Source organism: Prauserella sediminis (assembly GCF_014195435.1).
Lineage (GTDB): Bacteria > Actinomycetota > Actinomycetes > Mycobacteriales > Pseudonocardiaceae > Prauserella > Prauserella salsuginis.
This window is the reverse complement of record NZ_JACIBS010000001.1, coordinates 2,687,439-2,708,926: the sequence shown is the minus strand read 5'-3', so window position 1 is coordinate 2,708,926 and position 21,488 is coordinate 2,687,439. Positions and strand designations below refer to the sequence as shown.

The window sequence follows — 21,488 nt, the reverse complement described above, 5'->3', positions numbered from 1 at the left end:
GAGGTTCCTTCCGTGAGGACGGACGGTCATTGCCGTCCGCCGGAGCGTCGCCGCGCCGCGCGCTCCACTTCGTCGAGGTCTTCGGCGGTCACGAGCCTGCGCTGTGCCGCCCGTTTGGCCACTGCGAACCGGGCGTTGAACAACCTGCCGTCCCGTGCGGCCCCGTACGGATCGAGCGACTCCCCGAAGGCGATGCGGGAGATCTTCTTGATCGCCTCGTCGACCCGCCTGGGGTCTGCGAGGTTCCAGGCGTCGCCCTCCCGCCAGTGATCGATCCGCCGATGGATCTCCTGATGGGTCGGTACGCTCTGCTCGTCGTCGGTTCCGGTGAGCAGCGGCTCGGTCAGCGCGAGCGCCACGTACCAGACCTTCGAGTAGCGGCTCAGCACCTCGGGCGCCTCCGCCGTCGGCACCGCGGCCTCGGGAACCGGTAGCTCGCTTCCGGACAGCTCCGTCAGCTCCCTGGTCCGTTCGGCACCCGACACCATGAACGTGAGCGCGAGGTCCTTCGGCCCGCCCGCCGCCTCGAGGCCGGCGAACACGACCAGCTCGTTCTTCCCCTCGTCGAGCACGACCGACATCCCGTCGACGAGGGTGACCCTGCGCGCCCCGCCGGGAGCGTCGAACAGGCTCGACAGCATCGCCTCGTTCGCACCCCGCCAGGTGAGCCGCACGCCGGCCGGTTCGACCAGCACGTCGCCGAGCACCCGCGACACGTGCGGCCCGCATCCCGGGACGGCGACCGTGTACCGGCCGGCCCTGCGAGTGCCGCGATGCGGGGCGCGCCCGAACACCAGCCGCTCACCGGCCGACAGCGCGACCGGGTGCAGCTCGGGCGAGCGCACGATGACCCGCACGCGGCGTCACGCCTTCTCGACCGGACGGCCGAACCCGTCGGCGCGCCAGCCCGCCTGACTCGCGGCGACCCACAGCACCCCGCCCAGCAGCAGCGGCACCATGACGAACATCGTGATGGCCTCCGGGGCGAGCGCGACAGCGATCACGAGGACCACGGCCTTGGCTCCCACATAGATGTGCACGCCGCGCATCTGGCGCAGCCACACGGCGGCCAGCGCGCTCAGGCACACGACCGCCTCGGCCAGCGCGAGCAGGCCGAGTTGAGTGGACAGGTCGTCGAGCTCCCTGCCGTGCTCGAACTCGTCCGCCACGGACACGATGCTGGCCACCAGCGCGTAACCGTTGAACAGCGTGAGCACCACCAGCGCGATCACCAGCGCCGGGGTGAACCGGTGCTGCCGCCGCAGCTGATCCCACCGCGTTTCCTCCCGCCGGCCCCGGATCTCGTTCTCGCCTGTCATCACGACCCGCCTTTCCATCACCCGATACCCCGACCGGCGCTGCGCCGCCGCGGTGTTCCGTCGCGGGAAACGATCGCCGAACCGGCGACCCGCCGGAAGCGGAACGTTCCGGATCCACGGCGTTTCCGCTGGTCACCTGCCTGCTTCAGCCGCCGCCGCAGCTGTCTGCGGCAGCGTCCGCTGCGCCGAGGTCGCGGCAGACGTGGCGGGCCGCGGCAGCTGCGTCGACGTGCCACAACGCCACCGTGGTGTCCGTGCCCGCCCTCGCGAGCGTCGAACCGTCCGGGGAGAACGCGAGCGCGTTGACCTCGAAGCCACGGCCCGAGGTGAGCCTGGCGGTGAGTTCGCCGTCCTCGAGGTCCCACAGCCGGACGGCGCTGTCGTCGGTGGCCGCGGTCGCGACCGTGGTGCCGTCCGGCGACAGCTCGAGCGCCCGCACGGCCGACGGGTGCACGCCGAACTCCCGCTGCAACGTCCCGTCCGAGGCGTCCCGCACCTGAATCCGGCCGGTCACCGACGCCGCGATGAGGTTCTCGCCACCGGGCGCGTATACGGCGTCGGTGATGTCGTCCTCGATGCTCGCGGTATCGGGGGCCGCGTCGAAGTCGTCCGGGCTCCAGGTCGTCAACGTCACCGCGGTACCCGCGCCGCCGTCCTCGGAACCGCTGCCCTCGACCTCGCCCGGCAGCGCCGAACTGCTGCTGACCGCCGACAGCCTGCTGCCGTCCGGGCTGAACGCCAGTGCCGACGCCGATCCCGCGTCGAGTTCGAGCACCGCGACCGGTTCACGGCTGCCGAGGTTCCATACGTGCACCCGGCCCGGCTCGTTCGGACCACCGGGGTGCTCGCTCGCCGCGGCCAGCAGGGAACCGTCGGGGGATATCGCGAGTTCGCCCCGGAACCAGTGTTCGCCCACGGTGAGCGTCCCCGGCTCCCCGTCGGGCGGTGTGACGGTGAGTGTGCCGTGGGCCTCCCCGACGACGCGGGTGCCGTCAGGCGCGTAGGCCACGGCCATGCCCGACGAGTCCAGCATGCGCGGACCGCCCGCCGCCCTGCCGGTCCGCCTTCCCCACGTGTGCACGGCACCCGTCCCGTCGACCGCCGTGGCCCGGTCGCCCCGAGGGTCGAACGCGACGTCGAGCACCGATCCGCGCGGCGCCTCGTACCACGGCGTGCTGCGACGCCAGTCGACGACGCTGCCCCCGAGCCGCACGGCGACCGTCGTGGCCGCATCGGCCGTCACGGCAAGTCCTGCGACGGTCATCCCGCCCGTGGTTCCGGCGCCCTGGCCTCCGGCCAGCTCGCCGAGCCGGGTGCGCTCCACCGGATCCCAGGCCATCACGCGGCTGCCCGTGGCGGTGAGCAGTTCCGTACCGTCGCCGGAGAACGTCATGATCGACGGCCCTTGCGCCACGTCGTCGGACGACCGGGTGCGATCCGTGATCCGGCCGGCGGCCGAGCCGTCGCCGCGGTCGTAGAGGCGGATGGCGTTGTCGTGCTGACTCGCCGAGGCCAGCAGGTCGTCCGACAACGCCACGGCCACCGGCAGACCACCGGCTTCGGCTCCCGCGGCGTCGCTGTGCGCGGTGCTGCGGAGCAGGCGTTTCCCCGAGGTCGTGTCCCACAGCGCGACGCTGCCGTCGATGCGGCCGACGGCCAGGCGGGACCCGTCGTAGGCGAGCGAGTAGGCCAACTCGTCCGCCGGCTCGCCGAGCCAGCCGCGGTGCCGGCCGGTGCGCGGGTCCCACACGCCGATCCGGGAGGTCTCGTCGACCGCCTGCGCCACGAGACCACTGCCGTCCGGATGCCACGCGATCGGCCCGCTCACCCCGCCCGCTGCGGCCAGGATCGGTGTGATCGCCTCACCGCTCGCCGCGTCCCACACGCGCACGCCGTCGCCGAATGCGGCCACGGCCAGCATCGAGCCGTCGGGCGAGAAACGCACCGCCTGCACTGTCCCCGCGTCGAGGTTCGTGTCGAGCGTCGTCTGCTCTCCCGACGTGGTATCCCGGACGACGACCTCCCCGACGCCGGACTCGCCGCCCGTTCCGGCGACCGCGATCCGTTCGCCGTCGTCGCTCACATCGACGACGGTGGCGGGGTCGAGACCGGAGTCGAACCCGCCCAGCCGCGGCAGTGCGTCGGCAGAGAGCAGCGCCCCGCGTGCCTCGGCCGTCGGCGCCGCCCGCCATGCGCGCAGCGCAGCCTGGCGCGCACCGACCGGGTCCCATTCGGACTGTGCCTGCGACTCGGCCGCGAGCTGCCGGGACAAGGCCACCTGCGCCTGCCGGTCCGCGTCGTTCCAGCCGCTCACGGCCAGTGCGCTCGCGACGAGCGCAACGACCAGCAGTCCGGCGAGCCCCGCAGCCACACCTCGCAGTCGCCGCGTCGACCGCTGCTGTTCCCTGCGGCTCGCGTGCAGGAACGCCCGCTGGTTCTCCGTCAACTCCCGGCCGTCGGCCCATTCGAGCGCGGTCGCGAGCCGGGCGCCGCGATACAGATCGCCGCGATCCTGCTCGCCTTCCCGCCAGTTGACTGCCGCCTCGTCGAGCCGCTGCCGGACGAGGATGTCCTGCCGCTGCGCCTCGACCCACTCGCGCAGCCGTGGCCATGCGGTCAGCAGCGCATCGTGGGAAAGCCGCACTCCCTCGGTGTCCACTTCGGCCAGACGTGCCGCGAGGAGGTCCGACAGTGCCTGCTCGTCCACGTCAGCACGATCTGCTCTGCGCCGTGCGAGGCCGCCGTCGGACTGCACCTTCACGAGCTGCAGCAGCGTGGTCCGCAGCGCTTCGGCACGGCCACCGTCCAGGCGCTGGTACAGCCGGTCGGCGCTCACGGCGACAGCGCGGTCTACACCACCGGTGGCCTGATACCCGGCGAGCGTCAGCGCACCGCCCGACCGGTTGTTCCACGTCTCCCGCAGTGCGTGCGCCAGCCGGGGCAGCACGCCGTGTTCGCCGGGCGAGCCGTCCCGCGCGCCCGCGTCGGCGATGAGCCGGTCCACCAGCCCCGTCTCAACCGCAAGGCCCGCGTCCCTCGCGGGAGCCGTGATCGCCTGCCGCAGTTCGGTGATGCCGAGGGGACCGACGACGAAGGGGTGGTCGAGCGCGCTCCGGAGCGGTTCCAGTGCGATGCAGTCGGGGACGTGGTCGGCCCGCACGGCAAGCAGCACCACCGCGGGCCGGGCACAGGCCAGCGCCGTTGCGAACGCGACCTGCTCGTCGTAGCTCGCCCCGTCGGTGAACAGCTGCTCCAGCTGGTCGACCACGATCATCGGTGGCGCCCCGGCCGCATCCGGCCGGCAGTGCTGCCCGAACGACTCCGGGTTCCGCCGGATCGACGCGGCGAGTGCGGCCGGATCGGCACCGGTCACCGCGGCCGTCCGGACGGCGAGCGTGTCGACCGGCCGCTGCCCGGGTGTGAGCACGACGCGCTGCCACGGCACCCGCTCCTCGTCCAGCACCGGGAACAGACCGGCCCGCAACAGTGAGGACTTGCCGGCTCCCGACGCGCCGACGACCACGAGCGGCCCCGAACCCGGCCCGTCGGCGGTCAGCCGGACCAGCAGATCGGTGATCTCGGCGTCACGGCCGTGGAACCAGGCGGATTCTCCGGTGCCGAAACTGCGCAGCCCCGGATACGGGCACACCTTGCCGAGGCCCGCGGCCTCCGGGTCGGCACTGGTCGGCGATGCACTGTCCGACGATGCATTGCTCGGCAACGCGCTGCCCGACGATGCGCTGTCCGCGGGATCGGCCGTGTCCGAGGAATCGACGGCGCCGGTCACGGCGGGTTCCCTGCGCCTCGCGGACACGGTCACGATCGCCCGCATGAGCGCCTCCCGCGCCGGGTCCGCCGAGCCACCGGGCGCGGTGACGTCGGCGTCCGGGACCGGATCGAGAGCCTCCTCGTCGGCGAACGCGGCGGTCGCGGCGGCCAGCAGTTCCCCTGCGGTGGCGAACCGCCGGGACGGCTCCTTGTCCATCCCGGTGGCGACGATCATGTCGAACGCGGGCGGAACGGTCGGATCGAACACCGACGGTGCGGCGGGCGGGTCGTTGAGCTGTGCCGCCAGTTTCTCCGCCGGATCATCGGCGGGGAACGGCACCTTGCCGGTGAGGCACTCGTACAACACGCACGCCAGCGCGTAGACGTCGGCGGCACCGGTGACGTCCCGGCCCCGCAGCTGTTCCGGGGCGATGTAGTCGAGCGAGCCGACGTAGCTGCCCGTGCGGGTGAGCCTGCTGTCGTCGGACTCCAGTTGCCGCGCGATACCGAAGTCGGTGAGGTGGGCATCGTCGTCGGGGCCGATCAGGATGTTGGACGGCTTCACGTCCCGGTGCACGATGCCGGCGGCGTGGGCGGTGTCGAGCGCGGCGGCCACCTGCTCGAGCAGCCGCAGAGCACGCCGGGGTTCGAGCGGACCGCGCGCCAGGAGCCGCCGCAGGTCCGTCCCCTCCACGAGCCGCATCGCCACGTAGTGGCGGCCGTCGTCATCGGCCCCGGTGCCGTACACCTCCACGATGTGGGGGTCGGCCAGCCGCGCCGCCAGCTGCGCCTCCCGCCGCAACCGGGCCGCGTGGTGCTCGTCGGCCGAGGCCGCCAGCAGCTTCAACGCCACCGGCCGGTCGGTCACGGTGTCGACGGCCCGGTAAACCTCCCCCATCCCGCCACGGCCCAGCAGATCACCGACCCGGTAGCGGCCCCCGAACAGCTCCACGTGCACCTTTCGTTCGCCATGATCACGACAGTCGGATTTGCACGATAGCGGGGTCGCGACCCTCCCGGGGCCGAGTCGACGTATCGATCGGCGAACCCGTTCCGTCACAAGAACGTCTCGATGCCGCAGACACGCGGTAACCGGTCTCACCGGTACGGTATTGCGAGAACATGACCATGAAGACGGCTCTCGCCCTCGCGGGTTCGGCGGTAGCCGTGCTCGCGACGGTGTCCGCCTGCGGCGGCCCCGTCGAGGACATCGACGCGCTACGGGACGCGTACGTCGAGGCCGGCGGCGGCTGCGACGACTTCGAGCTGTCCGACGACACGAACCGGCCCAGCCGATGGACGGCGACCGCCACCTGCGACGGCTCGACCCTGCTGTTCCTCTATTCGGACGCCGAGAGCCGCGACGCGGACATCGCATCGTTCAAGTCGGTGGCCGAGGACCGGGAGTCCAAACTGTCGAACACCCACGGCATCACCGGCGAGTACTGGATCATCACTCCGTCCGAGGACTACGACATCGCCAAGACCATGGACGGCAAGATCGTGTCCTTTCCCTGACGACAACCCACCGGTTGCCGGCCGTACGGCCACATGATCGTCTCAGCGTGTACCCATCGACAAGGAGCAAGCCGTGGATGAGCAGGACTACCTCGCACACGACGGGCTGGGCCTCGCGGAGCTGGTCGCCTCGGGCGAGGTGAAACCCGACGACCTGCTGGCCGCGGCGAGGAACCGCGCCGACGCGGTCGATCCGCGGGTGGGCGCGATCTGCACCCGCCTCGACGAGTACGCGGACCGGCGCGTCACCGAACAGCTCTCCGGGCCGTTCGCCGGGGTGCCGTTCCTGCTCAAGGACCTCCACCAGCAGCTAGCGGGCGAACCATCCGCGGACGGCTCGCGCGCGCTCGCCGGGACGAAGGCCGAGCGCAACGACACCGTGGTGCAGCGGTGGCTCGACGCGGGCCTGGTCGTGTTCGGCAAGACCAACACGCCGGAGTTCGGGGCCAAGGGCGTCACCGAACCCCTGTTGTTCGGCCCCACCCGCAACCCGTGGGCACTCGACCGCACCCCGGGTGGTTCGTCGGGCGGGTCCGCGGCGGCCGTGGCGGCCGGGATCGTCCCCGTCGCCGGGGCCAGTGACGGCGGCGGCTCGATCCGCATCCCCGCTGCGTGCACCGGCCTCGTGGGATTGAAACCAGGCCGCGGTCTGGTCCCCTCCGGCCCCGACGAGAGCGAGCCGTTGGGCGGGCTGGCCACCAACGGCGTCGTCTCCCGCACCGTGCGGGACACCGCCGCGATGCTCGACGTGCTGGCCGGCCCCGACGACATGAGCCCGTACCACCCGGCCGTCCCGGACCGGCCGCTGCTCTCACAACTGGAGGAACCGACCGGACCGCTGCGGATCGGCTACACGGCCGCGTCCTCGCTGCGCGACAAGGTCCACCCCGAGGCCGTGCGGGCCGTCGAGCACGCCGCCCAGCTGCTCACCGACCTCGGCCACCACGTCGAGGAGGTCGAGCCGCCCTACGACGACCGGCAGCTCGGCCAGGACTTCCTCACCGTGTGGTTCGTCCGCCAGGCCAACGAGGTCGCCCGCATCAAGCGGGAGACCGGAGCCGGCGACGATGCGTTCGAACAGGACACCCGCATGATGGCCGAGCTCGGCCGCGGGTTCTCCGCCACCGAACTGCTCGCCGCGCAGGAACGCCGCCGTGACCACGTCGCCGCGCTCGCCCGCTTCCACACGAGCCACGACCTGCTGCTCACGCCTGCACTCGGCGAACCGCCGATCCGCACCGGTTCGCTGAACATGCCGGCCCCGTTGCAGTGGCTGGCCGAGGCGATGATGCGCACGAAGAGCTTCGGTGTGCTGCGCCGCACGGGAATCGTCGACCAGGTCGTCCGCAACAACCTCGGCTGGGTCCCCTACACCCAGCTGGCCAACCTCACCGGGCGCCCGGCCATGAGCCTGCCGTTGCACCTCACTCCCGAAGGGCTGCCGCTGGGCGTGCAGTTCGTCGGCAGGCTCGCGAGCGAGGCGCTGCTGCTCCGCCTCGCCCGCTCGCTCGAGGTCGCCGCACCGTGGGACGGCCACCTGCCGCGGCTGCGCTGAGGCACCCGACACTGCCGGGCCGGGCCCGCACCACCGGCGGGCCCGGCTCCGCGGTCACTTCCCGGCGCGCTCCTGGCGCAGTTTGAACCGCTGGATCTTGCCGCTGGGCGTCTTCGGCAGCTCGTCGACGACGTGCACGCGGCGCGGGTAGGCGTGTGCCGCGAACTCGCGCTTGACCCGCTGCTGCAGCTGCTGCTCCAGTTCCGGCGACGGCTCGGTGCCCGGCTTGAGCACGACGTATGCCTCCAGCACCTCACCGCGCAGTTCATCGGGGGCACCGATCACGGCCGCCTCGAGCACCGCCTCGTGGCCGACCAGCACGCTCTCGACGTCGAACGGGCCGATGCGGTAGCCCGCCATGATGATCACGTCGTCGTCCCGGGACGAGAAGTAGAGCCTGCCGTCGGAATCGCGGTAGGCGGTGTCTCCGGTGATGTACCAGCGGCCGTCCGCGCTGAACCGCTGCGCCGTGCGCTCCGGGGCGTTCGCGTAACCGTCGAACCACATGAACGGGCTGGCGTGGGTGTCGACGGCGAGTCTGCCGACGGTGCCGTCCGGCACCACCTCGTCGACCTCGTCGGCGAGCACCCCGCACGCCCAGCCGGGCAGCGGGTACCCCATGGAGCCCGGCGTGACCTCAGCCTTGAGCTCCGGTCGCCACGCGTTGCCGATGACCATGCCCAGTTCGGTCTGCCCGTAGTGGTCGCGCACCTCGACACCGAGCGTGTCGGTGGCCCAGGCGACCACTTCCGGCGTCAGCGGCTCGCCCGCCGACGACGCGCAGCGCAGCCGCACCGACACGGCCTCCTGCGGCGGTTCGCCCCGCAGCGCGCGGTAGATCGTCGGCGCCGCGGCGAAGTTCGTGACCCCGAACCGGTCGAGGATCCGCCACGTCAGCGCGGGCGAGAACCCGGCGTGCAGCAGGATGCTCGGCCTGCCCAGCGCCAACGGTCCGAGGATCGCGTAGTACAGGCCGTACGCCCAGCCCGGATCCGCGGCGTTCCAGAAGACGTCCTCGGAACGCACGTCTAGGGCGTCGAGCAGGTACCGCTCCATCGACGCGAGCGCCCGCACCGGCACCGGAACGCCCTTCGGAGTCCCGGTCGTGCCGCTGGTGAACAGCAGGATCAGCGTGCCGTCGCCGCCCACGCGCGCCGGTTCGACCGCCGGTTCGGCAGGCGCTGCGGCCACGAGGTCCTCGAACCGATACCAGCCGGGCGCCGTCGGAGCCTCTCCGCCGACCTGGACGACCCGCCGCTCGGCGGGCTGCCCGTCCTCCTGGGCGAGTTTCGGCGCTTGATCCGCGTCGGCGACGACCACGCGGGCCCCGCTGCCGTCGAGCCGCATGTCGATCGCGGGCTTGGCGAAGGCCGTGAACAGCGGCACGTGCACCGCCCCGAGCCGCCAGATGCCGAGTAGCACCGCAGGAAGCTCCGCCGACTTGCTCATCAGCACCCCGACGGCGTCGCCACGCCCGACGCCCAGGTCCGCCAGCATCGCGGCGACCCGTTGCGACTGCGCGGTCAGCTCGCCGAACGTGAGCTCACGGGTGGTCAGGTCCGCTTCGACGACCCGGAACGCGACCGCATCGGCCGGATGCCGATCGCAGAGCAGCTCGGCCGCGCACGCGTCGTCGGCCCGGTACTCCGCCCGCCCGTACTCGGCCCGTCCGTGTTCCGGCTCGGCCGCCGCAGGTGTGGTGCCCATTCTTCTCCTCGACTCCGTTGTCGTGCGCTGTACTGCCGGTCGATATGCGCCGTGCGCAGGCGCGTGTCCGCGCGGTGCGCGGCGCCACCTGACGATCGCCACAGCGCGCGATTCGGGCTACGTTCTTTCGTGGGTAACGGGGCCCGCCGCCGCGCCCCGGTGACGACCTGCGAGGAAAGGTGGTGGCCATGCCCGGCACGTATCCCGTCCCTCCCGGTGGTGGCCGCGGGGCCGGCCCCGCGACGGTGCCCGGCGACCTGCTCGCCGAACTCGACCGGCTGCTCGCACCGAGCGTGCGCTCGTTGCGGCATTCGTGCGCGGTGGACCTGACCTTCGGCGGCAGCCTCGCGCCGGGTTCGCGGGACGCGATCACCATCCGCCATCTCGACGGCCACCTCGGGCACACCCTGCGTGACCTGCATGTCCGCGCCGGATACGGACTCGGCGGCAAGGTGTTCTCGATGGGCAGACCGCTGGTCGTGCGCGACTACTTCAACACCGCCCACATCGTGCACGCCTACGACCGCGCCGTCGCGCCCGAACGCATCGAGACCGTGTTCGCCGTGCCGATCCGGGCTGGCGAGACGGTCGTCGGCCTGCTGTACCTGGCGCAGCGCGACGACGTGGCGATCGGCGACCGCATCGTGGCACGGGCCGTCGAGCACACCCGCCGCATCGAACGCGACCTCGCCGTCGGCGTCGAGGTCCGCAGGCGCACGGCCGCCTACGACGAGGCCGCCACCCGCGATCACCGTGCCGTCGCCGACGCGCGCAGGGACCTCGACGAGGCGATCTCCCTGGTCGGCGACCCGCAGGCGCGCCGGCGGCTCCGGGAGGTCTCGCAGCGGCTGCACCGCATCACGGCCGGCGACGACAGCGCCCCGCAGCCCGCGGCCGACGGCGTGCTGTCGGCCCGCGAACTCGACGTGCTGCAGCTCGTCGCCACGGGCGCCGCCAACGGCGACATCGCCGCCGAGCTCGGACTCCGACCCAACACCGTCAAGGCCTACCTGCGCAGCATCGCCCGCAAACTCGGTGCCACCAACCGCACCCACGCCGTCTCCCTGGCCCGGGAATCGGGGTTGCTCCCGTGACGGCCGGGAACCCGCACCGGGCGGGCCGCGCGTCCGGTGCGCTGGAGCGCCCGCTGTGACGTGCGTTTCGCGCACGGTGCCGCAAAGATCATTACGTTGGACGGTGCCAGCAAACGCGGTTCTCTAGGTCGAAAGGCTCTCGATGGATCTGAAAGTCGGTTACAAGGCGTCCGCGGAGCAGTTCGGGCCGCGGGACCTGGTCGAGTTCGCGGTACGCGCCGAAGAGCTGGGGCTCGATTCGGCCTGGGTGTCCGACCACTTCCTGCCGTGGCGGCACGAGGGCGGGCACGCCCCGTTCGCGCTGACGTGGATGTCGGCGGTCGCCGAACGCACCAACCGGGTGCAGCTCGGCACCAGCGTGCTGACGCCCACGTTCCGCTACAACCCCGCCGTGATCGCGCAGGCGTTCGCCACGATGTCGCTGCTTTCGAACGGCCGCGTCATCCTCGGCGCGGGGACCGGCGAGGCGCTCAACGAGATCGCCGTGTCCGGCCGCGAGTGGCCCGAGTTCAAGGAGCGCTTCGCCCGGCTGCGCGAATCGGTGCGGCTGATCCGTGAGCTGTGGACGAAAGACAACGTCTCGTTCGAGGGCGACTACTACACGCTCGTCGACGCCAAGATCTACGACCGCCCGGACACGCCCGTGCCGGTCTACATCGCGGCGGGCGGACCCGTCGTGGCCAAGTACGCGGGCCGCGCGGGCGACGGGTTCATCTGCACCTCCGGCAAGGGCATGGAGCTCTACACCGACAAGCTCCAGCCCGCGGTCGCCGACGGCGCGGCGGCCGCCGAACGCGACGCGGCGGGCATCGACCGGATGATCGAGATCAAGATGTCCTACGACCGCGAACCCGACCGGGCACTGGAGAACTGCCGGTTCTGGGCCCCGCTGTCACTCACCCCGGAACAGAAGCACAGCGTCACCTCGTCCGAGGAAATGGAACGCCTGGCCGACGAACTGCCCATCGACCAGGTCGCCAAACGGTGGATCGTGGCCTCGAACCCCGACCAGGCCATGGAGCAGATCCAGCCGTACCTCGACGCCGGGTTCAACCACCTCGTGTTCCACGGACCCGGCCACGACCAGGAACGCTTCCTCGGCCAGCTCAGCGAGGACGTCCTGCCGCGGCTGCGCGCCCAGGCCTGAGCCGCAGCGGCCGGTCCGAGGCGAGCTCGCACTCGCTGGGTAAGTGCAGGCGAGCCGGGACGAAAGCAGGGTGCCGGCCGACCGCCCCCGCGCCGGTCGGCCGGCACCGTTCATCAGCCGGCTCCGTTCATCAGCCGGCACCGTGCGTCAGCCGACCCCTTCGTGCCACAGCGGCGTGGCTGCACCCTGCTCCGGCACGTCGACCTCGGGCATGTGCGGTTCCCGGTCCGACCACGCGGCGGCCTGCAATCGGGCGCGCACGATCTGCGCGGCGTGCGGGTGTCCGCTGGGTTCCGGGGGTACGTCGAGTCCGACCGGCCTGCCCCCGGTCAGCTCCCTCACGAAGCGCACCACCGCATCCGGCTCCGGCAGCAGCTCCGCGCCGTACCAGGCACGGATCACGAGGTCCTCGCCGGAGTGCGTCTCCGCGCCCACCGCCCAGCCGGTGCGGCCGTCCCAGACAAGTGCCACCTCGCGGCCCTCCATACCGGGCAGTTCCCCGTCGAGCGCGATGTAAGCCGTGGCGGTGCGGTCGTCGACGTCGGACCATGCGGCCGCCGCTTCGAGCCCGAGTCCCGCGGCGACGACCTCGACGTACCTGCGCAGGCCACGCTGAGTGCTGTCGAGATCGATGCCGGCCAGCCCGCTAGCGGCGAGGTTGCGGTCACCTGCGGCGTGGTGCACCGCATCGCACACGGAGTCGAACCACACGATCGGGCCGTCCGGCGCGACCAACCGCACCACCCGGCGCACCTGCCTGCCCGCGACCACGGCGATCGTGCCGTCCCCGTCCGTGGCGCGCCGGGCGGCACGCAACAGCAGTTCGACGCCGGCCACGCTGCAGAACTCGACGGCCGACATGTCGATCACCAGCCGATGCCGGCCCTGGTCGGCGGCGGTGTCCAGCTCCCGGCGCACGATCGGCGCGGTGAGCAGGTCCAACTCCCCGCCGATCTCGCAGATCTCCACACCGCGTCCGTGCCGGGTTCGCCGCAGCCGCACGTGCTGCCCCACCGGCTCGTCGTTGCCGTACCCCGAATCCCGGCGCTCGGGCCGTCCGTACCGAGGATCTCCACGGCCCGCGTTCCGGTGTTCGGTGTTGCGGTGTTCCGCGTTCCGACTACCCGACGTCCGGTGCCCCGTGCTTCGGTGCGGCGTGCCTCTGTGCCCCGAGCCGACCGCGATCTCATGACTCATAGATGTAGTGCTCCCCCTCAATCATGCGGGCGTCGCCCCGCCGACGGTCCCCTCGAACCGAACGGTCGACCACAACGCCCCGTCCAAAACCGAATCACTCGATCGGAAATCGATCAGCGTTCGTTCCCGACGTTCGCCCGATCAGCGACCCCTCACGAACGCACGCCATTCAAGGTAGCCAGATTCCCCCGGTCGTGCATCACCCGTTCGGACGTATCTTATCAGTAGTTTTCGCAGGTGAGCAGCGCCAAAATGGACCGAGTCAAACCGTTGATAAATCACCGGATGCGGCGTGATCGAATTGCCTTCAGTTCGATTATGAACACTCTCAACAGCAGTCGAACACCCGAGTCAAGCACCGGACTTAACATTTCGCATCGGCTCATAAAATGCAGAGTGACGACGCTGCGTACACGCCCTGGCCCGGTCGACGGCCGGAAAATCGGCGGCGCCGCGTCCGGGTTCGATCACCGGCGGTTACGATGCCGCCCGTGACGATCCACGGCGACCACGACCTCTTCGGCGACCTCGACACGTCGGCACTGCCAGAGCGACAGCAACGCATCCTGGCCACCATCCGCGACCGGGTCGTGGCCGACGGCTATGCACCCACCACCCGGGAGATCGCCGAGGCGGTCGGGCTGCGGTCGTCGTCCTCGGTCTCGAAACACCTCGCGGCACTGGAGGACAAGGGATTCCTGCGCCGCAGCCCGTCGGTGTCGCGTCCCATCGACGTCAGGGCGTTCCTGCGCGGCACCGCCGAACCGGAGTCCACAGAGGACTCCGTGCCCGTGCCGGTCGTCGGCGACATCGCCGCGGGTACGCCGATCCTGGCCGAGGAGCACGCCGACGACATGCTCTCGCTCCCGAGGGAGCTGACCGGCCGCGGCACCGTCTTCGGGCTGCGAGTGCGCGGCGAGTCGATGATCGACGCGGCGATCTGCGACGGCGACATCGTCGTGGTGCGCCGCCAGGACGAGTCGCATTCCGGTCAGATCGTCGCCGCGATGCTCGACGACGAGGCGACGGTGAAGGTGTACCGCAAACGCGGCGGTCACGTACTGCTCGAACCGCGCAACGCCGACTACGAGGTCATCGACGGCGACGACGCGGTGATCCTCGGCGTCGTGGTGTCGGTGCTGCGCAACGTCTGACACGACGGTGGAAGGCTGACACACAGCACACGCGGCCGACGACTGCGCACGCGACTGCACCGCGCCGGACGTCCGTCGCATCCGGCTGCCCGGCTCATCGGCCGGAGCGCGACCTCCGACGTTCGTGGAAACGGGCCACGCGCACGCGGTTGCCGCAGATCGCCGGGTTGCACCACCGGCGCCGCGGGTGTGCGGGCAGGAACAGCAGGACGCAGAAATCGGCCGCGCAGTTGCGCACGGTCTCCACCCGCTCGTCGGCCAGCAGCTCGGCCACGGATTCGGCAAGGGCCGCAGCGACCCGCGTACCGCGAGGTCCGTCGTGGGTGGCCGTGAGCTTCGCCCTCCCCTCGCCCTCGCGGACCAGCTCACGGCGTAGCGGAGCGGCACGCATCGCCTCGTTGATCGCACGCACGTCTCCGGCCGTGGGCTGGTCGCCCCGGCGGGCACGCGCGATCGCCGTCGCGGCGTGCTCCCTGAGGTCCCGGACAGCGGCGAGGTCGGCCTTCGCCGGCGCGTCGATCAGCGACGCCGGCATCGTCGACAGGCGTTCCCGTTGACAGTCCAGCCAGCGTCGCAGTCCGGCCAGATCGGCGAGGAAGTCGAGTTCCTGGTCCGGCAGCCGTGCTCGCGTATTCACCAGATCGAGCGCCAACGGCTCCCCGACCAGCGGTCCCGGTTCGACCATGTGCGTAATGGTACATAACGAAGTTGACCCATTAACGCCGTGGCGCTAACGTGGACGCGTCGCTCGCCGCTGTCTGCCACGCAGGGGGAGGCAGACAGCGGCCGCGCACCGCCGACGGGCCGTCGTGGCCGGGCGGTCTCGTCGGTGTCGCCGCTCGAGGGGGAGAGGGCATGACGTTGCGCATCGTCTTCACCCGCGACGACCTCCAATGCGTGCGCGTCGCGGACCGACCCGACCTGATGTGGGAACTCGTGCAGAGCCTGCATCAGATCCAGGACCCCGCGCCGGATACGCGCTACAGCGCCTGGCACCGCGAGACACGCCACCGGATCCACGGCCACGACGGCGCGGGAGCTCTCCTCGGCCCACTCTGCACCCTCGTACCCGCACAGGGCACGTTCCCCGATTTCCTCACGCCGACCGCGGACATCCCGGACATCGAGACCGGGTGCGAACGAATCGTCTGCACCGGGCGAACCCTGCTGGAGCGGGACCTGCGGTCGGTGTTCGCCTCGCGTCCCGCACCGTCCTGGATCCGCGACCTCGCCGCAGGCGACCGCGGCATGCTCACCGAGGTCGCAGCCGCGTTACACGGCGCCTACGACCTACTCGTCCGCCCACGGTGGTCGGCGGTGCAGGACGACGTGCGAGCCGACCGCGCACGGCGGATGCGCACACTATCCTCGGCGGGGGTCGGCGGCCTGCTGTCCGGGATCCCCGGCGTACTCGGGTGGGACGGCGAGGTGCTCCGGGTTCGGTACGCGCTCGACCGCACCCTGCACCTCGGCGGACGCGGAATCACGCTGGTACCCAGTCATTTCTGCTGGCCGAACCCGATCAGCCTGATCGACCCCGAGCTCCCGCCCACACTCGTGTATCCGGCCACGCCCGCCGATCCGGAGCGCGGCGACGACGACGTGCGCCACCTCGAGGCCCTCCTCGGCCCGAATCGTGCGGCCTGCCTGCTCGTGCTCCGCAAGCCGTACACGACGAGCGCACTGGCCGACCGAGTCGGCATCTCCGCAGGCAGTGCCAGCAAGCAAGCCACCTGCCTGCGCGAATCGGGCCTGGTCGTCAGTGAGCGGCAGGGCAACGCCGTCGTTCACCGGGTCAGCGAACTCGGCAAGGCACTGCTCGCGGGTCGGATCCCGGCGTACGCCTGAGCACCGGACCCAGCGCACGCAAGCGTGCGGGAACATCCACGATGGACGTTCCCACACGCTTGCCGAGCTGGAATCGGCTATCAGCAGACCTTGTTACTGCCGCCGTCCCGCAGCACGTCGTCGCGCACCCAGCCGTACGCCGTGTGCTTGACACGCATGAACGTCCAGGTCTTCCCGTCGCTGCCGACGTCGAAGCAGTGATAGTCCGCCTTGTTGGTCGAACCCACCTGCGTCACGACGCCACATCCGGTCGACGGTCCACTACGGATGTTGGTGGTTCCGTCGAACGGCTTCGGATACGTGCTGTGGTCCTTGTCCCCCGCCGTGGACCCGCAATCCGGGGCAGTGGCAGCGGATCGGTCCCGAACGGAGTCCAGCTTCCCTCCTTCCGCTCCGCTTGCCGTCGCCGGCCCCATGACCATCGCCAGCGCCGACAGCAGACCCACTCCCGCACCGGCCAGTGCGTGCTTTCGCATGATGCTTCTCCCCTCATGGACACCGGGCTCCCTGCCCGGTGTCCACGAGAGTCGCGGTTACCGGCCGACTCCGGCGACGTCTTTTCTCGGCCGGGAAAACACGCGTCGCCGCGGCCTCACCGCTGCCGAACGCCCGGCGTGCCGGCCTCGATCTCGAACGACGCATCGGTACGGATCGGTGCGTCCTTCTTCGAGACGAAGTCGACCACCTGGTAGTCGGCGACGTAGCGGTCCCTCGACACGTGGCAGGAGACGTATCCGCGGCGGTCGCAGTGGTACTTCGTGTGCGGGTTCTCGCTCCGGATGACCGAGCCCGGGTCGTTGGTACCGGTGCCGTCGCCGTTGGAGGTGATCGACGTCGTCACGAACTCGCTGGCCACCACCGCGGTCTCCGGCTTCTCGAAGTCGCGGCGCAGGTCGTTGACCCAGTGCTTGTGGACGTCGCCGGTGAGGACCACGACGTTGTCGATGCCCTTCTCCTCGACGTACCCGAGGATGCGGTCGCGCGAGGCGCGGTAGCCGTCCCAGCCGTCGTTGTAGCCGCCCGGATCCTCGCCTTCGACCTCGTCCATGCTGGCGAAGTAGATCTGCTGCGGCACGACGTTCCACGCCGACTTCGACTCGTCGAAGCCCTTCTCCAGCCACGCGTGCTGCTCGTCGCCGAGCATGTTGGTCTTCCACTGGTCGGGACCCGACACCTGCGACTTGTCGTTGTACGGCTGGTCGTCGCGGTACTGGCGGGAGTCGAGCACGCTGAACGTGGCCGTGTCGCCGTAGCGGAACCGCCGGTACAGCGGCAGGTTCGTGTCGACCGGCTTGCGGAACCGGCGCAGCGGCATGTGCTCCCAGTACGCCTGGTACGCCGCCGCGCGCCGCTTGGCGAACTCCTCCCGGCTGCCGTTGCCCTGTTCCGGGTCGTCGTTCTCCGGGACGAGGTCGGCGTAGTTGTTGTCGGTCTCGTGGTCGTCCCACGTGACGATGAACGGCGACACCGAGTGCACGAGCTGCAGATCGCCGTCGGTCTTGTACTGCGCGTGCCGCTGCCGGTACTCGCCCAGCTCGTTCATCTCGTCACCGGCGTGGGTGCGCACGTCCCCGTTGACACCCGCGGCGTACTCGTACAGGTAGTCGCCGAGGTGGAACACCATGTCGGGCCGCTCGGCGGCCATGTGGCGGTACGCCGTGAAGTAGCCCTGCTCCCAGTTGGAACACGACGCGAACGCGAAGTGCAGCTCCGGCGTCGTGCCGGGCGCGGGCGCGGTCCGCGTACGTCCGGCCTCGGAGATCTCCCCGTCGACGCGGAAGCGGTAGAAGTACTCGTGGTGCGGTTCGAGGCCGCGCACGTCGGCGTGCACGGTGTGCGCCTCCTCCGGCAGTGCCCGCTCCGTGCCGCGCTTGACGACCTTGCTGAACTTCTCGTCCAGCGCGATCTCCCACTGCACCGGAACTATGCGGCCGGGCATGCCGCCGTCGAAGTCCAGCGGCTTGGGCGCGAGGCGCGTCCACAGCACGACACCGTCGGGCAGCGGGTCGCCCGATGCGAGGCCGAGCTGGAACGGGTCGGCGATGCGGCGCGACGGCGCCGCGGCTGCGGGCCCGGCTGCGGTACCCGTGCCGAGCAGGACGGCGCCTGCGCCGACACCGGCCATGCCGCCGAGGAAGCCGCGGCGGGAGACCGGGCTTGCGGCGGACGACCGGTCGCTGTCGTGGTTGCTGCTACGGCGATGACGTGGCGGGAACATCGAACCTCCTGGAACGGGAACCGGGTTGGCTCAGCACGGCCAGGAAAACCGCACACCGTGAACGCACAGTGGCGTTGCGGTAGTGCTTGATCGACACCCACGCGTCACGTTCGCGCGCAAGCCGCCGTGTTGCGGGTTCCGGGGCCCGTGTTGCGGATTCCGGGGGCCCGGTTGCTTCAGCCGAGCAGACGGTCGACGAGATCGGCCCAGCCGGTTTCGAGCCGTTCGAGGGGCAGTCCCCGCTGAGACGTCAGATGTGCCGTGAGCGCCGAGTCGACGAAGCTCAGCAGCGTGTGGGCGAGCAGTTCGGCGTCGCCGCCCGTGGTCTGCACGCCCGCCGACCGCAGCAGCATCGCCAGGTGCGTGTGCCGCAGCCGGATCGACGGCGTGAGGTACCGGCGCTCGGGTTTGCCCTCCGCCGCGAGGTAGAGCTCGCGGTGCGCGGCGTCGTGCCGCAGCGCCGCGGGCCCGAACGCATGGAGGCGCTCCCGCGGGGGCGCGCCGGGGCCGAGCGGTGGTTCGCCTTCGAGGAAGCCGGCCTGGAACCGCGCTTCGACGTGGTCCAGCAGGGCCTGCAGCAGGCCGATGCGGTCGCCGAACCGGCGGAACACGGTGCCCTTGCCGACCTCGGCTGCGGTGGCGACGGCGTCCATGGTCAGCTGCTCGACGCCGTGTTCGTCGGCGAGGCGCGCGGCGGCGGCGAGCAGCCGGGCGCGGTTCCGTACGGCATCGGCGCGCAGTCGGGGTTCCTCGCCGACCGGCGTCAGCGGGAGCTCGCGTCGCTGGGGCACGTCCACCGACGATAGCGGCTGTTCGGGCCTTACGAAGCGCGGACGACAGCGCGCGGCGGGTTGCCTACACCACTAAAGGTGGACCCTGGTCCGGTTACGGTCGGCCGACGATGCCATCATTTCCCGTCGTCAATACGCTCCACGCCGCCGGGAGGCTGAATCCATGTCCGTCGAGATCCTCACACTGGTCGGTAGCCTGCGCGCCGCCTCGCACAACCACCAGCTCGCCGAGGCCGCGGCCAAGCTCGCACCCGCCGATATCACGCTGACCGTCGCCGACGGCCTCGGTGACCTGCCGTTCTACAACGAGGACATCGACACCGCCGCCGCGCTGCCCGCCACCGCCGCCCGCCTGCGAACGGCGGCCGAACGGGCACACGCCTTCCTCTACATCTCGCCCGAGTACAACGGCACGATGCCCGCGGTGATCAAGAACGCCATCGACTGGCTGTCCCGGCCGTGGCAGGCGGGCGCGATGACCGGCAAGCCGGTGGCTGTCATCGGTACGGCCCTCGGCCAGTACGGCGGCGTCTGGGCCCATGACGACACCCGCAAGGCCGCAGGCATCGCGGGCGGCGCCGTCATCGACGACGTCAAGCTCGACATCCCCGGCTCTGCCACGCGGTTCGCCGAGACTCACCCGTACTCCGACGCCGAGGTCGCCGAGCAGCTCACCAAGGTCCTCACCACGCTGGCAGCCAAGGCCACCACGGCTTGATCCGCACGGGCTGACCACAGCCACGCCGCGCCCCCGGCCGCGCATCGCGACGCCGGGGGCCGCGGTGCGACACCCACCAACTGCGCAGCCACCTGCGGCGCGCCCCGTGCGCCGTGGACCGCGCCTACAACTGGGCGCCGAGGCGGTTCGCCGCTTCGCACACGATGCGGCCGAGTTCGTCCTCGTCCTCGATCTCGAACAACGTGAGCCCGAGGCTCACCTCTCTGCCCGGCACCGGCGCGGACACGCCGCACACCGACGGCACGACCTCGCCGTAGGACACGGCGAAGCCGCGCCGCCGGGCCGTCGTCACCGCCTCCCGTTCCCCGGACACGGGCGGTTGCGCGGCCAACAGCGCGAGACCTGCCGAACCGCGATCCACGGGATCCACCTGGCCCGCCCGGAAACTGACGTGCATCCGAGCCATGCGCGGTTCGACGATCATCAGCATCCGCGCTTCGTTCTCGGAGTCGCGCACGACGAGATGTGCCGACGCCTTCGTCTTCTCCGCGAGATCCTCCAGCACCGGGAGCGCGAGCGTCCGCAGGTCCTGTTCGACCGGCTCGGCCAACCGGACGAGTCCCGCCGCGAGCGTGATGCGCTTGTCGCGGTCGCGCTTGCACAACCGGTGCGCCTCGAGCGTGCGAACGAGCCGGTGGGCGACGGTCCGGTGCACCCCGAGCGCGTCCGCGACCTCGGTGAGCGTCATCCCGCGCGGCTGCGCGACCAGCAGTTCCAAGATCTCCAAGCCGTTGTGCAACGTCTTGGACATTCCGGAGTCGAGTTCGGACACTGCGTAACCCCTCTTGACGGCCGTTGACGGCCACCCTACTGTTTCCGTAGTTCGCACGTGGCGTGCGATATTCGCACACTACCAGCCCGGCGTCACGCATCGAACGACCACCGGACGGCGTGTGGACCCGGCGGCACGTGGACGGCGGCATGTGGACTCCGACGCGACCCCAGAGGCGCGCGAATACAGCGGTGTATCCGACAGCAAGGGGTGGAGAGGACCAGATGGCACGCGGGCCGGACGACGACATCAGCACCGAGACCCTCGCGCGCGTACACCAGCTGTACGGCGCGCAGAGCCACTTCATCGACGACGGACACGCCGACGCCTGGGCGGCGACCTTCACACCGGACGGCGAGTTCCACTCCCCGAGCTATCCCGAACCGGTCGTCGGCACCGAGGCGCTGACAGCCTTCGCCGAGAGATTCGCCCGGCAGGACGGCGTCACCCGGCACGTACTGACCAATCTGTTCGTCACCGGGCAGGGCCCCGACGAACTCCTCGTGCGGGCGTACCTACAACTCGTCCACACCGCACCGGGCGGTCCGTCCACTGTGGTGCGACAGACGACGATCGCCGACCGGGTCGTGCGCAGCCCGTCCGGCTGGCGGATCGCCCGCCGCACCGTGCACCGCGACGACGAGCCCCGCTGACGAACCCC

18 protein-coding genes and 2 pseudogenes are annotated in these 21,488 nt (G+C 71.0%); 8 read left to right on the top strand and 12 right to left on the bottom strand.

Annotation, left to right across the window (positions count from 1 at the left end):
* Positions 1–26: 26 nt before the first annotated feature.
* The 5 genes and pseudogenes from FB384_RS12360 to FB384_RS27475 form a co-directional block, all read right to left on the bottom strand.
* A complete protein-coding gene (locus tag FB384_RS12360) occupies positions 27–857 on the bottom strand; it encodes a hypothetical protein (protein ID WP_323985209.1) in 831 nt (276 codons plus the stop codon).
* A gap of 6 nt (positions 858–863) precedes the next feature.
* On the bottom strand, positions 864–1,319 hold the full coding sequence (locus FB384_RS12355; RefSeq protein WP_183782845.1) for a hypothetical protein: 456 nt from the start codon (positions 1,317–1,319) through the stop codon (positions 864–866).
* Between the two features lie 145 nt (positions 1,320–1,464).
* Positions 1,465–3,273 (bottom strand): WD40 repeat domain-containing protein, encoded by a 1,809-nt coding sequence (locus FB384_RS27485; RefSeq protein ID WP_407676094.1) that lies wholly within the window; start codon positions 3,271–3,273, stop codon positions 1,465–1,467.
* Positions 3,274–3,837: 564 nt separating this feature from the next.
* Positions 3,838–5,304 (bottom strand): annotated as a pseudogene (locus FB384_RS27480) (nSTAND1 domain-containing NTPase); the annotation flags it as partial.
* A pseudogene (locus FB384_RS27475) lies at positions 5,293–6,039 on the bottom strand (serine/threonine-protein kinase); the annotation flags it as partial. The pseudogenes FB384_RS27475 and FB384_RS27480, both read right to left, overlap by 12 nt.
* A gap of 170 nt (positions 6,040–6,209) precedes the next feature.
* On the opposite strand from FB384_RS27475, the gene FB384_RS12345 reads away from it, so the two are divergent.
* Both FB384_RS12345 and FB384_RS12340 read left to right on the top strand, forming a co-directional pair.
* Positions 6,210–6,605, top strand: a complete 396-nt coding sequence (locus FB384_RS12345; protein WP_183782841.1) for a hypothetical protein — start codon at positions 6,210–6,212, stop codon at positions 6,603–6,605.
* Between the two features lie 73 nt (positions 6,606–6,678).
* Complete coding sequence (locus FB384_RS12340; protein WP_183782839.1) at positions 6,679–8,160, top strand: amidase; 1,482 nt, start codon at positions 6,679–6,681, stop codon at positions 8,158–8,160.
* Between the two features lie 54 nt (positions 8,161–8,214).
* Here FB384_RS12340 and FB384_RS12335 read toward each other — a convergent pair whose 3' ends face one another.
* Positions 8,215–9,867, bottom strand: coding sequence for an AMP-binding protein (locus tag FB384_RS12335; protein ID WP_183782838.1), 1,653 nt, complete (start codon positions 9,865–9,867; stop codon positions 8,215–8,217).
* 188 nt (positions 9,868–10,055) lie between these two features.
* On the opposite strand from FB384_RS12335, the gene FB384_RS12330 reads away from it, so the two are divergent.
* Together FB384_RS12330 and fgd are read left to right on the top strand one after the other, a co-directional pair.
* Positions 10,056–10,961, top strand: a complete 906-nt coding sequence (locus FB384_RS12330; protein ID WP_183782836.1) for a LuxR C-terminal-related transcriptional regulator — start codon at positions 10,056–10,058, stop codon at positions 10,959–10,961.
* Between the two features lie 142 nt (positions 10,962–11,103).
* Positions 11,104–12,108: a glucose-6-phosphate dehydrogenase (coenzyme-F420) gene (gene fgd / locus FB384_RS12325; RefSeq protein WP_183782834.1), complete on the top strand. Its 1,005-nt coding sequence runs from the start codon at positions 11,104–11,106 to the stop codon at positions 12,106–12,108.
* A gap of 147 nt (positions 12,109–12,255) precedes the next feature.
* Here fgd and FB384_RS12320 read toward each other — a convergent pair whose 3' ends face one another.
* A complete protein-coding gene (locus FB384_RS12320) occupies positions 12,256–13,122 on the bottom strand; it encodes a DUF6292 family protein (protein ID WP_183782831.1) in 867 nt (288 codons plus the stop codon).
* 680 nt (positions 13,123–13,802) lie between these two features.
* Here FB384_RS12320 and lexA point away from each other — a divergent pair.
* Positions 13,803–14,459: a transcriptional repressor LexA gene (gene lexA, locus FB384_RS12315; RefSeq protein WP_407676093.1), complete on the top strand. Its 657-nt coding sequence runs from the start codon at positions 13,803–13,805 to the stop codon at positions 14,457–14,459.
* 94 nt (positions 14,460–14,553) lie between these two features.
* Here the strand turns inward: lexA and FB384_RS12310 are convergent, their stop codons facing one another.
* Positions 14,554–15,144 carry a CGNR zinc finger domain-containing protein gene (locus FB384_RS12310; protein WP_183782829.1) on the bottom strand — a complete coding sequence of 197 codons (591 nt, stop codon included), beginning with the start codon at positions 15,142–15,144 and terminating at the stop codon, positions 14,554–14,556.
* A gap of 170 nt (positions 15,145–15,314) precedes the next feature.
* Between FB384_RS12310 and FB384_RS12305 the strand changes: the two genes are divergently transcribed.
* Positions 15,315–16,307: an ArsR/SmtB family transcription factor gene (locus FB384_RS12305; protein ID WP_183782824.1), complete on the top strand. Its 993-nt coding sequence runs from the start codon at positions 15,315–15,317 to the stop codon at positions 16,305–16,307.
* Positions 16,308–16,387: 80 nt separating this feature from the next.
* Here the strand turns inward: FB384_RS12305 and FB384_RS12300 are convergent, their stop codons facing one another.
* The 3 genes from FB384_RS12300 to FB384_RS12290 all read right to left on the bottom strand — a co-directional run bounded on the left by FB384_RS12300 (position 16,388) and on the right by FB384_RS12290 (position 19,316).
* A complete protein-coding gene (locus FB384_RS12300; RefSeq protein ID WP_183782822.1) occupies positions 16,388–16,783 on the bottom strand; it encodes an SH3 domain-containing protein in 396 nt (131 codons plus the stop codon).
* 116 nt (positions 16,784–16,899) lie between these two features.
* On the bottom strand, positions 16,900–18,525 hold the full coding sequence (locus FB384_RS12295) for an alkaline phosphatase D family protein (RefSeq protein ID WP_183782820.1): 1,626 nt from the start codon (positions 18,523–18,525) through the stop codon (positions 16,900–16,902).
* A 176-nt stretch (positions 18,526–18,701) separates the two neighbouring features.
* On the bottom strand, positions 18,702–19,316 hold the full coding sequence (locus tag FB384_RS12290) for a TetR/AcrR family transcriptional regulator (protein ID WP_258937182.1): 615 nt from the start codon (positions 19,314–19,316) through the stop codon (positions 18,702–18,704).
* A 163-nt stretch (positions 19,317–19,479) separates the two neighbouring features.
* Between FB384_RS12290 and FB384_RS12285 the strand changes: the two genes are divergently transcribed.
* Positions 19,480–20,034, top strand: coding sequence for an NAD(P)H-dependent oxidoreductase (locus FB384_RS12285; RefSeq protein ID WP_183782816.1), 555 nt, complete (start codon positions 19,480–19,482; stop codon positions 20,032–20,034).
* A 124-nt stretch (positions 20,035–20,158) separates the two neighbouring features.
* Here FB384_RS12285 and FB384_RS12280 read toward each other — a convergent pair whose 3' ends face one another.
* Complete coding sequence (locus FB384_RS12280; protein ID WP_258937181.1) at positions 20,159–20,827, bottom strand: IclR family transcriptional regulator; 669 nt, start codon at positions 20,825–20,827, stop codon at positions 20,159–20,161.
* 224 nt (positions 20,828–21,051) lie between these two features.
* On the opposite strand from FB384_RS12280, the gene FB384_RS12275 reads away from it, so the two are divergent.
* Positions 21,052–21,480, top strand: a complete 429-nt coding sequence (locus tag FB384_RS12275; protein ID WP_183782814.1) for a nuclear transport factor 2 family protein — start codon at positions 21,052–21,054, stop codon at positions 21,478–21,480.
* The last annotated feature ends 8 nt before the right edge of the window (positions 21,481–21,488 follow it).

What these genes read in the sequence shown, in the direction of transcription:
- FB384_RS12355 (WP_183782845.1), bottom strand. Translation starts at nt 1,319, where the DNA reads ATGACAGGCGAGAACGAGATCCGGGGCCGGCGGGAGGAAACGCGGTGG.
- FB384_RS12345 (WP_183782841.1), top strand. Translation starts at nt 6,210, where the DNA reads ATGACCATGAAGACGGCTCTCGCCCTCGCGGGTTCGGCGGTAGCCGTG.
- FB384_RS12335 (WP_183782838.1), bottom strand. Translation starts at nt 9,867, where the DNA reads ATGGGCACCACACCTGCGGCGGCCGAGCCGGAACACGGACGGGCCGAG.
- FB384_RS12330 (WP_183782836.1), top strand. Translation starts at nt 10,056, where the DNA reads ATGCCCGGCACGTATCCCGTCCCTCCCGGTGGTGGCCGCGGGGCCGGC.
- fgd (WP_183782834.1), top strand. Translation starts at nt 11,104, where the DNA reads ATGGATCTGAAAGTCGGTTACAAGGCGTCCGCGGAGCAGTTCGGGCCG.
- FB384_RS12310 (WP_183782829.1), bottom strand. Translation starts at nt 15,144, where the DNA reads ATGGTCGAACCGGGACCGCTGGTCGGGGAGCCGTTGGCGCTCGATCTG.
- FB384_RS12305 (WP_183782824.1), top strand. Translation starts at nt 15,315, where the DNA reads ATGACGTTGCGCATCGTCTTCACCCGCGACGACCTCCAATGCGTGCGC.
- FB384_RS12300 (WP_183782822.1), bottom strand. Translation starts at nt 16,783, where the DNA reads ATGCGAAAGCACGCACTGGCCGGTGCGGGAGTGGGTCTGCTGTCGGCG.
- FB384_RS12295 (WP_183782820.1), bottom strand. Translation starts at nt 18,525, where the DNA reads ATGTTCCCGCCACGTCATCGCCGTAGCAGCAACCACGACAGCGACCGG.
- FB384_RS12285 (WP_183782816.1), top strand. Translation starts at nt 19,480, where the DNA reads ATGTCCGTCGAGATCCTCACACTGGTCGGTAGCCTGCGCGCCGCCTCG.
- FB384_RS12275 (WP_183782814.1), top strand. Translation starts at nt 21,052, where the DNA reads ATGGCACGCGGGCCGGACGACGACATCAGCACCGAGACCCTCGCGCGC.